Genomic DNA, 13,929 nt, shown 5'->3' on the forward strand with positions numbered 1-13,929 from the left:
AATCAGCTGCGGACAGCTGGTGGCCGATCGGTCGCCGTTGCGCGACGGGAGTGGACAGTGACGGCACGCACCGACGGGTTCGACCAGCTGCGGGAACCTTCGCAGGAGGTGCTGGAGCGGGCGGCCGAGGCGTTCGGACTGCTCGCGGCGCCTGCCCGGCTGCACATCATGTGGGTCCTGGCACAGGGCGAGAGCGATGTGACCCACCTTGCCGAGATCGTGGGCGGCAGCCTGCCCGCGGTGAGCCAGCACCTGTCGAAGCTGAAGCTCGCCGGTCTCGTCCGGGCCCGTCGGGAGGGCCGCCGCCAGGTGTACTTCGTCGACGCCGCCGAGCACGCGTACGTGATGACCGTGGTCCAGGTGATGGTCGGACAGCTCTCCGAGCACGCCGCGCAGGCGACAGGGCCGGTCCGACTCGGGCGCGGTCTGCGCCGGGCCGGTGCCTGAGCACGTCGCTCCGCGCGCGGCCGGAGCCACGAAGGCTCCGCTCGGGCTGCTCGGCGGCGACCTCACCCCGCTGCAAGTGATGCGGGCCCTGGACGCCACACCCCGTGGTCTGACCGACGAGGAGGCGGCGCTCCGGCTCACGGCACACGGGCCGAACACACTGCCCGCCCACCGTGCCGCTTCCTGGGCGTTCCGGCTGGGGCACAGCCTGCGCGATCCGTTCACCGTGGTGCTGCTGGTGCTCGGCCTGGTCTCGGCGGCCGTCGCCTCCTGGGCCACGGCCGCGGTGATCCTCGTCCTGGTCGTGGTCAGCTGCGTCCTGCGCGCGCTCGGCGAGGACCGGGCCGACCGGAGCATGGCGCGGCTTCGCCGCCTGGTCACGTCGACCGCGAGTGTGCAGCGGCGCCCCGCCGACGGCGGCGCGCCCCGGGTGCGCGAGGTTCCGGTGGACGATCTCGTGCCGGGCGACGTCGTCCGCCTCGGCCCCGGGGACCTGGTGCCCGCAGACGTCCGGCTACTGCGCTCGTACGGGCTGACCCTGGACCAGTCGGCCATGACCGGTGAGTCGGCGCCGGTGGTCAAAGAGGCCGCCGAAATACCCGAGCCCGTCGGTGAGGGGGACTTCTCGGAGCGGCACTTGTGCTTCCACGGCAGCAGCGTCGCCTCCGGCAGCGGCACCGCGGTGGTGATCGCCACCGGCCCGCACACCCGGTTCGCCGCCGCGCACGCCTGGAGCGGCCCGCGCCCGTCCACGGCGTTCGACCGCTCGGTCAAGGGAGTGTCCTGGGCGCTGATCCGCTTCATGCTGATCACCCCGCCGCTGGTACTGATGGCGAACGCGGCCCTGCGCGGCCGGGGGCTGGAAACGCTGCCGTTCGCTGTGGCGGTCGCGGTCGGGCTGACCCCGGAGATGCTCCCGGTCATCGTCACCACCTGCCTCGCCCGCGGAGCGGCGCTGCTCGCCCGCGCCCACGACGTGATCGTGCGACGGCTGCCCGCCCTGCACGACCTCGGTGCCGTCGACGTTCTGTGCCTGGACAAGACGGGCACGCTGACCGAGGACCGGCCCCGGGTGGCCGACGCGGTGGACGCCACCGGCCGGCCGACGCCCGACGTGCTCCGCTGGGCGGCGCTCAATGCCTGGTGGACGCTCCAGCTCGCCGAACTCCCCACCCCCGACGCGCTCGACGAGGCCCTTCTCGCCGCGGCCGACCTCGATGAGGCGATGGCGCACGACCCGGTGGCGGCCCTGTCCTTCGACGCCGGCCGGCGCCTGTCGACCGCGGTCGTCCGCACCCCCGGCGCACTCGGCAGCCACACCCTCGTGGTCAAGGGCGAGGCCCAGACCGTCCTGGAACGCTGTGTGCTGGCGGACGACGAGCGCGCCGCCCTGCTCACCGAGGCCGACCGGCGGGCCCGCGCGGGGGTGCGGCTGCTGGCGGTCGCGACCGGCGAGCGGCCCGCCCGTACGCGCGACTACACCCCGGCCGACGAACGCGGCCTGGACTTTCGAGGGTTCGTGACGTTCACCGACACCCTCGTGCCCAGCGCGGGGCCGGCGCTCGCCCGCCTCGTGGAGCACGGAGTCGCCGTCAAGGTCCTCACCGGCGACCACCCGGCCACGGTCGCCCGGGTCTGCCAGGACCTCGGGCTGCCCCCGGGCGACGTGGTCGGCGCAGAGCGCACGGACTCGCTCACCGACGCCCAGCTGGCCGCACTCGCCGAGTCCACCACCGTCTTCGCCCGCTGCACCCCCGAGCACAAGGCCAGGATCGCGCTCGCACTGCGCTCGGGCGGACACACCACCGGGTATCTCGGCGACGGCGTGAACGACCTGCCCGCCCTGCGCGCCGCCGACGTCGGCATCTGCCCGGCGGGCGGCGTCGACGTGGCCCGCGAGGCAGCCGACGTGGTCCTCGCCGACAAGGACCTCACCGCGATCGGCCACGCGGTCACCGCCGGGCGCCACAGCAGCGGCAACATCTCCACGTACCTGCGCATCACGCTCTCCTCCAACCTCGGCAACGTGATCGCGATGCTCGTGGCGGGCCTCCTGCTGCCGTTCCTGCCGATGCTGCCCGCACAGGTCCTTCTCCAGAACCTGTGCTTCGACACCGCCCAGCTGGCCTTCGCCCACGACCGCCCGTCCCCCGACGTGCTGGGCCGCCCCGCCGCCCTCGACCCGCGGGCCCTGCTGCGCTTCGTCACCGGATTCGGGGTGCTCGGCGCCCTCGCGGACCTCGCCACGTTCGGGGCGCTCGCCCTCACCGCGGGAGCGGCGAGCGACCAGGGCGCCTTCCACTCCGGCTGGTTCACGGAGAACCTGCTCACCCAGGCCCTTGTCATGCTGCTGCTGCGTACCGGTCTCAGCCCGGCGCCCCGTCCGCTGCGCGCGGCCGCGGCGCTCCTCGCGCTGATCGGCGTCCTGGCGCCGCTCACGCCGGTGGGGGACCCGTTCGGCCTGACGGCTCTTCCGCTTCCGTACTACGGCGCCCTCGCGGCGATCCTCGCGCTGTACGCGGGTGCGCTCAAGGTCCTCACCCGGCACACCCGCCGCTGAGCGGTCTCCGGCCCGGGTGCGGACGGCGACTTCGGCGTGGCCGGTGGTTCTGCCGGCACCTCAACGGCAACCTCCACAGCGTCTCGCTGACCGACGGCCGGCGATCGGAGGCACAGACCGGGGCCGACGCCCTCGGCCTGCCCTTCTCACACCTTGAGCGCGGCGGCACCGGCCCGACCCCGGTGATCGGCGGCGACTGGACCAGCGGCACCGGTTACCCGGGGAGCGGCGCGTCGCCCGAACCCGCCGGCACCGCGTCGCCGGCCGCGGGAGCCCATGCCCTTACGGCGGACACGTCCGGGACCTGCGCCGAGGTCAGCCCGTACAAGACCGTCGAGATCAACGGTGTCCCGATGACTCCGGCGCGGGCGTACGTGGCGGCGGGCGACGAGGCCGGCCCCGGTTCCGCTCCGGAGCGGGGGCGTCCCGCCGTGAGCCTGGAGAAGGCGGAGGCCGACGCCGCGCGGCGACGGCCTCCGCGCGACGCCGACGTGACATGACGTGAGCCCGGCAGGGGCTCACGCCACGGGTCAGCCCGCTGCCTTCTGCTCCGAGGCCGGGCGGGCGGTGGCGCTGTCGCCGGGAGAGGTCCGGATGACGGGCCGGGCCTCGGCCGGCGCGTCATCGGGAGCGGGTGCGGCCGAAGGGGCGCCTTCGTCGCCCTTCATGGCCTTGGCCTCGCTCTTGAGGATGCGGGCGGACTTGCCGAGCGAACGCGCCATGTCCGGGAGCTTCTTCGACCCGAACAGCATGATGATCACGATGGCGACGACCAGCAGATGCCAGGGTTCCAGTCCGTTGCGGAGCATTGCGCCCACCCCTTCTCGTTGTCTCGGTGCTCGGCGGAGGCAGGCGCCCGGGACGCGTCGCGACACCCGCCAAGATTGCCGTATTGCGCAACTGTACAAGCCGTGGTCGGGCGAGCGGTTCCCCGCCGCGCCACCGGCCCCGCGCCGCGTGGGCCGGCGGCGCCGGGACTACGTGCCGCCCGACACCAGCAGTTCGATCCGCTCCGGGTCGAACACGACCCACTGGGCACGAGCCGATCCGGACATCCGGAGCCGGCACATCGTGACCCCGTCCGGCCGGGCCCACCACCCGAGTACGGTCGCCGGCTGCGGCCAGGGGCCGTCCCCCCGGACCATCGCGCGGCGGTACGCGGGGGACACCTGGCCCTGGTCGGGCACCCGCTCGCCACCTCGTGGGTCCTTCCGGTGCCATTCCCGGGTGTTCGCCACATGCGTCATTCGGCCGGCCTCTCTGACTAGTGACACCACCAACACTTCAATCATTGCGCAATATTCTGGATTATTGAAGTGCAGATCTTCCGGTGCGCGTCGAATCGCGCCCACGGCCGACGGCGGGCCGCGCGATCCATGAGGGGCGGGTCCCGCCGGGGCCAGGGCCGATGGCCGTCCTCATGACCCGCCGACGCGGTCGCCGGACGGTCCACTCCAGGTCCACCACGACGCGAAGGGCGCTCCGGACGAGGTGTCCGAAGCGCCCTTCGCGTCGTGAGGGCAGGGGAGGGGCCGGGACCGAACCGGCGGCCTGTCGCCCTTCCGCAATCGCCCGTACCGGCCGAGCCACCCGGCCACGCGACGTGCGAGAGCCGTGGCGGTTCGTCCATCAGGGCCGGCGGGGCCTGTGCGGCATGGCGTTTCGCCGGGTGTCATGGCCGCGTGGCCCGGCTCACCGTTCGTGGTCAGCGGTGGCGCAGCAGGTCCATCTGCCGCGGCGTCAGCGCACTGGTCTCCCGGCCGGACAGCAGCAGCGTCAGCCGGGCAGTCTCCTCGATCTCCTCCACCGCGTCGACCGCCGCCTCCAGCGACGCCGCAGCCGCGATCGAGCCGTGGTTGGCGAGCAGCGCGCAGCGCGCGTCGGTGGCTTCCAGCGCGTCGGCGAGCCCGGGATCGCCGGGCGGGAAGTATCCGATCATCGGCATCCGGCCGACCCGCATCACGTAGTACGCGGTCAGCGGCGGCAGCGGACCGGCGGGGTCGAGACCGCTCAGACACGACACAGCGACCGCATGTGTGGAGTGCACGTGCGCGACGGCCGTGACCTCCGTGTGCCGCCGGTAGCAGGCGCGGTGCAGCGGGAGCTCCTTCGTCGGCGGGTCGCCGCCGAGCAACTCGCCCTCCAGCGTGACCAGCGAGAGGCGGTCGGGGTCGAGCCGTCCGAGGCACGCGTTGGTCGGTGTCAGCAGCAGGCGGTCACCGAGTCTGACGCTGAGGTTGCCGGTGCGCCCGTGCGTGATCCCGCGGTCGTACAGCGCGCGCCCCAGGGTGACGATCGCGGCGCGGGCCGGCGCTTCGGTGTCCGAGCTCATCGCGGCTCGCCCCGAGCTGCGCCGTCCAGGCGGGCGAACGCCTCCAGGAAGAAGTCGTCACCGCCGAAGTTCCCCGACTTGAACGCCAGCGCGAGGCCCGGCCGTTCGGACACCGTCCAGGGGACGCCGGTGCAGATCTCCGGCCCGATCCGGACCCGGGTGACACCCAGCGCGCGTGCCACCGCGCCCGAGGTCTCGCCGCCCGCGACCACCAGCCGCCGTACGCCGCGCTCGGTCAGCCCGACCGCCAGCCGCCCCATCGCCTCCTCCACGGCCGAGGCCGCGCGCTCCCGGCCGAGCGTCCGCTGTGCGGCGGCGACCGCTTCGGGGCGGGTATCGGCCGCCACCATCACCGGGCCGTCACCGAGATGTGCGGCGGCCCATTCCAGGGCGGCGTCCACACTGCCGGGTCCGGCGGCGACGTCCTCGGCGGGCAGCCGCAGCAGGGGCCACCGGCGGGCGAACGACTCGACCTGCCGGAGCGTCGCCTGCGAGGCGCTGCCCACCAGTACCGCCGAGGGCCCGTCCGGCGGTACCGGAGGGGCGGCGCCGCCGGCACCCGTGGCACGGATCAGCGCGGCGCCCCAGGCGGCACCGAACGGCGCACCGCCCGCCGCCAGCGGCAGTTCGCAGGCGGCCACGGCCGCGGCCAGGTGCTCGATGTCCTCGTCCCGGACGGCGTCCGCGATGACATGAGCCGTCCCGGCACGTCCCAGGTCCGCCAGGTGCGCGGCGGTCGGCCCGGGCCCGTGCGTCGTGACGTCCAGCGGAAGCGCGCCGACCGCCGCGGGCGTCTGTGAGCCCAGCACCCGGAGCAGGTCCGGATCACGCATGGGCGTCAGTGGATGGTTCGCCATCCCCGACTCGGAGAGCAGTGACCGCCCGACGAACAGGTGCCCGAGATAGACGGTCCGCGCGTTGGCGGGGTACGCGGGGCAGTGCACGGTCAGCGAGGACGCCAGCTCGGCCAGGAGCGCGTCGGTCACCGGGCCGATATTGCCCTCGGAGGTGGAGTCGAAGGTGCTGCAGTACTTGAGGTACAGCCCCTGAACACCATGGCTCCGCAGCCACCGGCAACTGCGGAGCGACTGCTCGCGGGCCTCCGCGCTGGTGGCCGTCCGGGTCTTCAGGGCGATGACCACGGCGTCGGCGTCGGTGTCGGGTGGCCCCTCGGGCACCCCGAAGATCTGAGTGGTGGCGATGCCCCGGCGCACCAGGGCGCCGGCGAGGTCGGTGGCACCGGTGATGTCGTCGGCGATACAGCCCAGGACAGGCAACGTGGCGTTCCTTCCCACCATTTATGCATACGGATTCGTTTTGGATGGGTGTCCGGGCCTGACAGCGGCCTTGGAAGCACCGTTCTGCATGCGTATGCGATTAGAGATCCAGAGAAGTACCCATGTCAAGGGCACATCTTTCGCAAGCTCCAGCCTTGCTTGTGTGCGGCAACGGCAGCTAGGTTATGCATACGTATACGATTCAGGGAAGGGGAGATCCATCATGCCGAACGACGTTCATGTCACTCCCGAGGAGATCGAGCGCCGCACCATACGCCGAGCCGAACTGAAGGCGGACAAATCGGCGTTCATCGATACCTGCCTGCCAGAATGCGTGGGCAAGGAGAACTACGCGCTCATCGGCCCGGGGGTCTCCGAGAACGCTGAGCAGGTGGTGCCGGTGACCGATGCACACGGATTCAACCTGGGTGTCGCGGCCATGCCCCACGGCATCACCAACTCACTCCATCTGCACTACACAGCCGAGGTCTTCAGCTGCTTCAGCGGCGAGTGGCTGTTCCGTTGGGGCGTCGGCGGCGACGAGGGCGAGCACGTGATCCGGCCGGGTGACGTCATCTCCATGCCCACCTGGATGTTCCGCGGCTTCACCAACGTCGGCGCGGACGACGGCTGGATGTTCTCCTCGCTCGGCATGGACGAGACCGGCGGCATCATCTGGGCGCCCTCCGTCCTGCGGGCGGCGGCGGAGCACGGCAACTACCTCTCGGCAGACAACCGCCTGATCCGGGGCGTACCGGGGGAACGCCCGGCGGGCGTCGAGCTCACCGAGCCGATGCCCGACGAGGAGGTGCGCAAGCTGCGTCCGGTCTCCCCCGAGCAGATGCGGCAGCGGCTGGCCACCCCGGAGGACCTGGAATGGTCGGCGACGCCGTTCCTGGACTCGGAACTGCCCGGCGGCGGCGCCGAACTCGCCCTGGTGGTCGGCTACGGCATCACCGAGGACCGTGACCAGAGCCCGCGGGTGCACAATCCGCACGGTTTCAGCCTCGCCTGGCTGCGCGCCGAGCCGGGTGCGGGGGTCGGCGCGCACCGCCACGACGCCTCGCAGGTCTTCATGGTCAAGGACGGCCGCTGGCGCGTCACGCTGAACCAGGAGGACCCGGTGACCTCCGAGCTGGGCCCGTTCGACACCTTCTCCGTACCCAGGGGCGCGTGGCGGAAGCTGGAGAGCATCGGCGAGAGCACCGGCCTCCTCGTCGTCATGACCGAGGGCGACGGCCGGGTGCGCGCGGAATGGGATCCGGAGATTCGCCGTGCGGCGTCGGCCCGGGGTACGGCGTACGACACGAACGGCTACCTCGCCCCCGCCGCGCTGGTCGGGAACGCGCAGCCGTAACGGACGCCCGCGGGGCCCGTCACCGCGTGAACCGGTGACGGGCCCCGGCCGGGTCCGCGGCGTTCAACAGCCCGCGTCGCGAATGCCCATGGCCTCGTCGGTCAGCCAGCGCACCAGCAGTTCGGTCACCTCGGCCGGACGCTCCAGCGGGGTGAGGTGACCGGTGGCCGGCAGCGTCTCCAATCGGGCACCGGCCACCGCGTCGGCGATCTCCCGGTGCGCCGCCAGGGGTGCCAGCGGGTCGTCCTCGCCCGCGACCACCAGAGTCGGGCAGCGCACCTCCCGCAGTCCGGGCCGCAGGTCGGTACGGGAGTGCTGGGCGGCCAGCTGCCGGAGGAAGACATCGGGTCCGGTCCGGTCCGCCATCTCCAGCACGGTCCCCCTCAGCACCGGGTCGCCCGCGTGCGCCGGGTGCAGCAGGTGGGGGAGCAGCGATTCGGGGGTGATCCGGTCGAACTCGCCCGCCTTCGTACGCTGCGCCATCGCGTCCCAGCCCGCGCGCTGTTCGGGGCGGGGCGGACGCGCGCTGGTGGACAGCAGCGCCAGCCGGGTGATCCGCTCCGGTGCCCGCCGGGCCACCGCCATCGCCACGATGCCGCCGAGCGAGAGGCCGGCCAGCGCGAAGCGCGGGCAGGGAAGGCTGAGCACGTCATCGGCCATGGCCTCGATGCTGTCCCCCGTCAGCGTGACGGTCCGTACCTCGGTGAGCCGCTCCAGACGCTCGGTCTGGGCGCGCCACAGCAGCCCGGAGCAGAGCATGCCGGGCAGCAGCACCACCGGTACGGCAGACGGACGGGGTACATCCGTACCGCTCATGCCGCGCCGCCGTCCTCTCCGGGCCGTGCGGCTGCCTGGTGCGTCCCCCGCCGGACGGTCATGATCGGGTGCACTTGGACGCGGCCCGGACCTTCGTAGCCGGACAGCCGTTCCACCAGCATGGACACGGCGCTTCGCAGCATCGCCTCGAACGGGACCCGGACAGTGGTCAGGTTGAACAGGGGCCAGGACGCCTGGTCCAGGTCGTCGAAGCCGACCAGCGCGATGTCCTCCGGAACCCGTACCCCCATCTCGTGCGCGGAGTTCATCGCGCCGATGGCGATGATGTCGTTCGCGCAGAAGATCGCGGTGGGCGGGTAGCGGCCCTTGAGCAGGGCGGGCAGCGACTCACGGCCGTGCGTGAACGCGAAGGGGCCGTAGCGCACGCGTGACTTGGGCAGGCTCACGCCCGCCTCCGCGAGTACGTCCCGGAAGCCCTGCTCACGCATCTGGCCGGTGCTGGTGTCCGTGGGCCCGAACAGCGCGCCCAGCCGGGTGTGGCCGGAGTCCAGCAGCAGCTGGGCGGAGGCGCGTCCGCCCGCGAGGTTGTCGGCGACGGCGGCGTCGGCGGAGAGGTCCTCCAGCGCGCGGTTGACCAGGACCACCGGCACCTTCCGCTGGGCGAGCTCCTTGGGCAGCCGGGCGTGCAGGTGGGCCGAGGTGATGATGACCCCGTCCGCCCAGCCGCTGAGCAGCTTGGTCTCCATGCCCACCGGATCGCCGCGTTCGGCCAGGAGCGTCAACGAGAAGCCCCGGGACGCGAGTTCGTCGTGTATCTGACCGACGAGCATCGGCCACAGCGGGTTGTCCAGGTCGGCCACCAGCGCGATGCGGCCGGTGGCCCGGGTGGACAGGCTGCGGCCCAGTTCATTGGGGATGTAGCCCAGCTTGCGGGCGGCCTCGATGACCTTTTCCCTGGTCCTCGCGGAGATACTGGAGTTGGAACGCAGCGCACGCGAGACGGTGGCTTGGGAGACACCGGCCTCTCTGGCCACGTCGTGGCTGGTGACTGGAATGGTTCCTCTTAGGTCGGACCGCTGCGCTCTGGCGCGGTGTTTGGGCGCGGGCGGCATCAGTATCCTCCACCGCCGTCCGGCGAGGCCGAACCGTGGAACTCCGAGATCCGCCGTCCGGCCGCCTCGCGCAGCAGCACGATGTCGTTGCCCGGGGTGACGAGGTCGTAGCCGATGTCCGCCATCCGCCGCGCGGTCGCGGCGTCGCCGCAGTACACACCGGCCGCGACGCCGGCGGCGTGGGCGCCGGTCGCGACCCGGGCGAGCGCCTGCTCGACCACCGGCGCCATGGGCACGGTCGCGGGCCGGACCCCCAGGGACAGGGCCAGGTCGTTGGGGCCGACGTAGACCCCGTCCAGGCCGGGCACCGCCAGGATGGCGTCCAGGTTCTCCAGAGCCGTGGCGGACTCCACCATCGCCCAGACCTGTACGGTGCGGTCGGCGGCGGCCGGGTAGTCCGGCCCGCCGTAGAGCAGCCCGCGGGCGGGACCGTAACTGCGCCTGCCCAGCGGCGGGTAGCGGCAGGCGGCGACGAGCTCGGCGCACTGCTGCGGGGTGTCGATGCTCGGGCAGATGATGCCGTACGCGCCCGCGTCGAGCAGTTTGCCGATCTCCGCGGGATCCAGCTGGGTGCAGCGGACCATCGGGACCGCGGGCCCGGCGCTCACGCCCTGGAGCAGGGCGATCGCGGTGTCGATGCCGAACATGCCGTGCTGGAGGTCGATGGTGACCGCGTCGTAGGCACAGTGCGAGAGTGCTTCGGCGGCGTACGGACTGCCGCTGGAGACCCAGGCGTTGACCACCGTCCGGCCGGCGTGGATCAGTTCCTGTACGCGGTTCGCCCGGATGGAGGGGGCGGGTGTCGTTGTCGGCGGGTTCGGCGTCATCCCTTGAGGGCTCCTCCGGTCAGACCCGCCACGAAGTAGCGGCGGGCGAAGATGGTGATCAGGATGATCGGCACGGCCAGGGCGAGGCTGCACGCCGCCAGCACCTGGAAGGCCATGATGTCGTCCGCACCGGACTGTGCCGCGACGAACACCGGGATGGTCACCGCGTCGTTCTGCGTGAGCGTCAGCGCGACCAGGTACTCCTGGAAGGCCAGCAGGAAGGCGAACAGTCCGGCCGTGACCAGGCCCGGTCCGGTGAGCGGCAGGATCACCCGGCGGAAGGTCTGCAACGGGGTGCAGCCGTCCACCATGGCCGCCTCGTCCAGTTCCTCGGGCAGCTCGCGGAAGAAGCCGGTGAGCAGCAGCACGGTGAACGGCATGTTCACCGCGGTGAAGGCGACGACCAGGGCCAGGTTGGTGTCGTAGACGCCGATGGCGCGGGACGCCTCGTAGAAGGGCAGCACGACCGCGAAACGGGGCAGCGCGCGGAAGACCAGGGCCAGTACCAGCAGGGCGGGGCCGATGCGGCCGCGGTAGCGGGCGAACGCGTAGGCCGCGGGCGCCCCGACCAGCAGGCTCACCACCACCGAACATGCCGCCACCAGCGTGGTGTTGAGCAGCGTCTCGGCGAAGACGGTGGACTGCCACAGTTCCCTGAAGGTGTCGAGCTGCGGTGTGAAGGTCCACACCGGCGGATTGCGAAAGGCGTCCACGAAGGGCTTGAGCGCGGTGAGTCCGGCCCACAGGAAGGGGGTCATCATCGCCAGCGAGACGAGACACATGGCGGCGAAGCCGATCTTGGTGCCGCGTGGGTCGTCGTGGCCGGACCGGCGGCGCGGCCGGGGCGGTGCCGCCGTGGGCGGTTCGGGCCCGCTGTCCGCGGGTGTGGCGGGGGTGTCGGTGACGGTCATGAGATCCCCCTTGCTTCGCGCCACGAGGAGCGCAGGAACGGGAAGAGCAGGACGATGGTGACGAGGATGGTCAGCACGTTCACCGCGCTGCCGATCCCCAGCCGGTAGCTGTCGTTGAGCGCGATCTGGTAGACGTACGTCATCAGCGACTCGGTGCCCAGCTGGGAGGCGGCCGGCGTGATGATGCGGATGGAGTCGAAGATCTTCAGCGCGTCCATGATGCCGATCATGCAGACGAACGAGATCATCCTGCTGAGCCCGGGAATGACGACATAGCGCTGCTTCTGCCACCAACTGGCGCCGTCCAGTTCGGCAGCCTCCAGGGGCTCCTTGGGCAGCGACTGGAGCCCGGCGAAGAGGATGAGCACGGCGAACGGGATCTCGTGCCAGAGCATGTGCATGGCCACGAGCGTCCGGGCCGGCCACTCGCTGACCAGCCAGTCGATGTGGATGCCGAACACCTCCAGCAGCCGGTTGGCAGGGCCGCCGAAGACGTCGTTGAAGAGCCAGGAGAAGTCCAGGGCGCCGACGACGGTGGGCACGACGTAGGTGGAGAGCAGCAGCCCGAGGAAGACGGCGCGGCCGCGGCGCACCTTGTTGAGCAGCATCGCGAGCAGATAGCCGAACACCAGCTTCAGCGTCGTCACCACGAGGGCGAAGACGACGGTGAAGGCGGCAGCTCGCCCGAAGCGTGGGTTGGTGAGCAATTGCGTGTAGTTGTGCAGCCCGTTGAAGGTGCCGGGCTTGCCGACCGGGACATTCTGGAAACTCCAGACCAACGTGGCGGTCAGCGGGGCGATCAGCAGTGCCGCCATCAGCAGGATGGCGGGTGCCGACAGGGCGAAGAAGGTGCGGGGGCGCAAGGGAGGGCTCCTCTCTCGGTCGCCGCCTCGCCGGCCGACGGAGCGGCCGGCGAGGCGGACGGGGGTCTACTTCGCGTAGCCCGCCGCGTCGATGGCCTCGACCGCCGCGCTCTGGGCCTCGTCCAGCGCGGCCTTGACCGGCTTCTTGCCGGAGATGGCGTCGCCGACCGGCGCGCCGATCACGCTGTAGACGTCCGCCATGTACGGCACCGGGGTCAGAGGCTGCGGGTCGACCTTCCGCAGCGTCTCCAGTGCGTTCGCCGCGTACGGGATGTCGGTGTTCTTGAGCAGGTCCAACCGGGAAGGCAGCGCCTGGGGCAGCGCGGACTCGGCGGTCTGCCTGCTGGTCGCCACCGCCGCCAGCTGGAACAGCAGCTCGGGGTCGGCCTTGGAGTTCTTCGTGACCGCGAATCCGTCGGTGGACAGGAACGACAACGGTTTGCCGCCCTTCTCGATCGACGGCGGTGTGGCGAAGCCGAAGTCCGCGGCGTGCGGTGACTTCGACGTGTCGGTGAGCGGTTCGAGACGGCCCGTGACCAGCATGCCCATGGCGGCCTGCCCGGTCTGGAGCTGCGTGGTGACCTCGGGTGAGGAGAAGCTCAGCGCCTGCGGCGACATCAGCGGCATCAGGCTGCGGATCTCGTTGACGGCCTTCACACCGGCGGGAGTGTTCAGCGTCGGGACCGGCTTGTCCTTCTCGAAGTACTCGCCACCGAGCGACCGGATCGCCTGCCCGAAAAGTCCCTGGATGTCATTCTCCGGAGCCATCGGCACAGCCAGCGGGTACTTGACCAGACCGGACTCTTCGATCTTCTTGCCCGTCGCGCGCAGTTCGGCGAAGGTCGTGGGCGGCTTGAGGCCCAGTTTGTCGAAGATGTCCTTGCGGTACACGAGGTGGTTGACGCTCCAGTACGTGGGCAGGCCGTACTGCTTTCCCTTGTACTGGTGGGTGGCCATCAGCTTGGGGTCGATGTCCCGCAGGTCGTACCGGTCGGAGTTCGCGGCTATGAGGTCGTCCAGCGGCACGGTCCAGCCGCGGTCGGCGTAGAGCGGGAAGACGGTGCCGAACTGCTCGACCAGGTCGTAACTGGCGCTCTTCCCCGACATGGACTGCACCGCGCGCTGCTTCTGCCCGGTCAGATCGGTGGCGGGATGGTTGATCTTGAGTGTGTCGGCCCTGCAGTTCCCCGTCACCGCGTTGGTGAAGGGGTCCGTGGCGCTGCTGTTGTACGCCAGGATGTTGACGGTGACCTGCTGTTTCGGGCGGTCGATGTCGCAGGGCACGGACGCCTTCGACTCGCCTACCTTGGCGCCCGCCCCGCAGGCCGTCGCCGCGAGGGACAGCGCCACGACGGTGGCGGCAGACGCTGTCCAGCGACGACTCCTGGAGGCGCGCGAACGAGTGCGGGGGTGGGGAAATTCAGCCACAGCGAGACTCCTGACAACTGTACGGGCGGCCGTCTGAC

The 13,929-nt window shown here is 71.5% G+C and carries 14 protein-coding genes; 4 read left to right on the forward strand and 10 right to left on the reverse strand.

Annotated elements, in window-relative coordinates; translation table 11 throughout:
- Window positions 1-57 precede the first annotated feature (57 nt).
- From P8A18_RS17880 to P8A18_RS17890, 3 genes are all read left to right on the forward strand, one after another.
- A complete protein-coding gene (locus P8A18_RS17880; protein ID WP_306055839.1) occupies window positions 58-447 on the forward strand; it encodes an ArsR/SmtB family transcription factor in 390 nt (129 codons plus the stop codon).
- Window positions 440-3,007: a magnesium-translocating P-type ATPase gene (gene mgtA, locus P8A18_RS17885; RefSeq protein WP_371933685.1), complete on the forward strand. Its 2,568-nt coding sequence runs from the start codon at window positions 440-442 to the stop codon at window positions 3,005-3,007. The genes P8A18_RS17880 and mgtA overlap by 8 nt, the downstream gene beginning before the upstream one ends.
- Window positions 3,008-3,189: 182 nt before the next feature.
- The gene (locus P8A18_RS17890; protein WP_306055841.1) at window positions 3,190-3,507 is read left to right on the forward strand and encodes a hypothetical protein; all 318 of its coding nucleotides are present in this window, start codon (window positions 3,190-3,192) and stop codon (window positions 3,505-3,507) included.
- A gap of 30 nt (window positions 3,508-3,537) precedes the next feature.
- Here P8A18_RS17890 and tatA read toward each other — a convergent pair whose 3' ends face one another.
- From tatA to otnK, 4 genes are all read right to left on the reverse strand, one after another.
- Complete coding sequence (gene tatA, locus P8A18_RS17895; RefSeq protein ID WP_306055843.1) at window positions 3,538-3,816, reverse strand: Sec-independent protein translocase subunit TatA; 279 nt, start codon at window positions 3,814-3,816, stop codon at window positions 3,538-3,540.
- 168 nt (window positions 3,817-3,984) lie between these two features.
- Window positions 3,985-4,194: a TrbJ/VirB5 family protein gene (locus P8A18_RS17900; RefSeq protein WP_306055844.1), complete on the reverse strand. Its 210-nt coding sequence runs from the start codon at window positions 4,192-4,194 to the stop codon at window positions 3,985-3,987.
- 518 nt (window positions 4,195-4,712) lie between these two features.
- Window positions 4,713-5,339, reverse strand: coding sequence for a 3-oxo-tetronate 4-phosphate decarboxylase (otnC, locus tag P8A18_RS17905; protein ID WP_306055845.1), 627 nt, complete (start codon window positions 5,337-5,339; stop codon window positions 4,713-4,715).
- Window positions 5,336-6,616: a 3-oxo-tetronate kinase gene (gene otnK, locus P8A18_RS17910; RefSeq protein WP_306055846.1), complete on the reverse strand. Its 1,281-nt coding sequence runs from the start codon at window positions 6,614-6,616 to the stop codon at window positions 5,336-5,338. Before otnK ends, otnC begins: the two co-directional genes overlap by 4 nt.
- 223 nt (window positions 6,617-6,839) lie before the next feature.
- On the opposite strand from otnK, the gene P8A18_RS17915 reads away from it, so the two are divergent.
- A complete protein-coding gene (locus P8A18_RS17915; RefSeq protein WP_306055847.1) occupies window positions 6,840-7,973 on the forward strand; it encodes a cupin domain-containing protein in 1,134 nt (377 codons plus the stop codon).
- A gap of 63 nt (window positions 7,974-8,036) precedes the next feature.
- On the opposite strand, the gene P8A18_RS17920 is transcribed toward P8A18_RS17915, so the two are convergent.
- The 6 genes from P8A18_RS17920 to P8A18_RS17945 all read right to left on the reverse strand — a co-directional run bounded on the left by P8A18_RS17920 (window position 8,037) and on the right by P8A18_RS17945 (window position 13,813).
- The gene (locus P8A18_RS17920; RefSeq protein ID WP_306055848.1) at window positions 8,037-8,789 is read right to left on the reverse strand and encodes an alpha/beta fold hydrolase; all 753 of its coding nucleotides are present in this window, start codon (window positions 8,787-8,789) and stop codon (window positions 8,037-8,039) included.
- Window positions 8,786-9,784, reverse strand: coding sequence for a LacI family DNA-binding transcriptional regulator (locus tag P8A18_RS17925; RefSeq protein ID WP_306055849.1), 999 nt, complete (start codon window positions 9,782-9,784; stop codon window positions 8,786-8,788). The genes P8A18_RS17920 and P8A18_RS17925 overlap by 4 nt, the downstream gene beginning before the upstream one ends.
- A 77-nt stretch (window positions 9,785-9,861) precedes the next feature.
- Window positions 9,862-10,689: an HpcH/HpaI aldolase family protein gene (locus P8A18_RS17930; RefSeq protein WP_306055850.1), complete on the reverse strand. Its 828-nt coding sequence runs from the start codon at window positions 10,687-10,689 to the stop codon at window positions 9,862-9,864.
- Window positions 10,686-11,600, reverse strand: coding sequence for a carbohydrate ABC transporter permease (locus P8A18_RS17935; RefSeq protein WP_306055851.1), 915 nt, complete (start codon window positions 11,598-11,600; stop codon window positions 10,686-10,688). Before P8A18_RS17935 ends, P8A18_RS17930 begins: the two co-directional genes overlap by 4 nt.
- Window positions 11,597-12,463: a carbohydrate ABC transporter permease gene (locus P8A18_RS17940; RefSeq protein WP_306055852.1), complete on the reverse strand. Its 867-nt coding sequence runs from the start codon at window positions 12,461-12,463 to the stop codon at window positions 11,597-11,599. The genes P8A18_RS17935 and P8A18_RS17940 overlap by 4 nt, the downstream gene beginning before the upstream one ends.
- Before the next feature lie 66 nt (window positions 12,464-12,529).
- A complete protein-coding gene (locus tag P8A18_RS17945; RefSeq protein WP_306055854.1) occupies window positions 12,530-13,813 on the reverse strand; it encodes an ABC transporter substrate-binding protein in 1,284 nt (427 codons plus the stop codon).
- Window positions 13,814-13,929 lie beyond the last annotated feature (116 nt).

This window comes from Streptomyces sp. Mut1, from assembly GCF_030719295.1.
Taxonomy (GTDB): domain Bacteria; phylum Actinomycetota; class Actinomycetes; order Streptomycetales; family Streptomycetaceae; genus Streptomyces; species Streptomyces castrisilvae.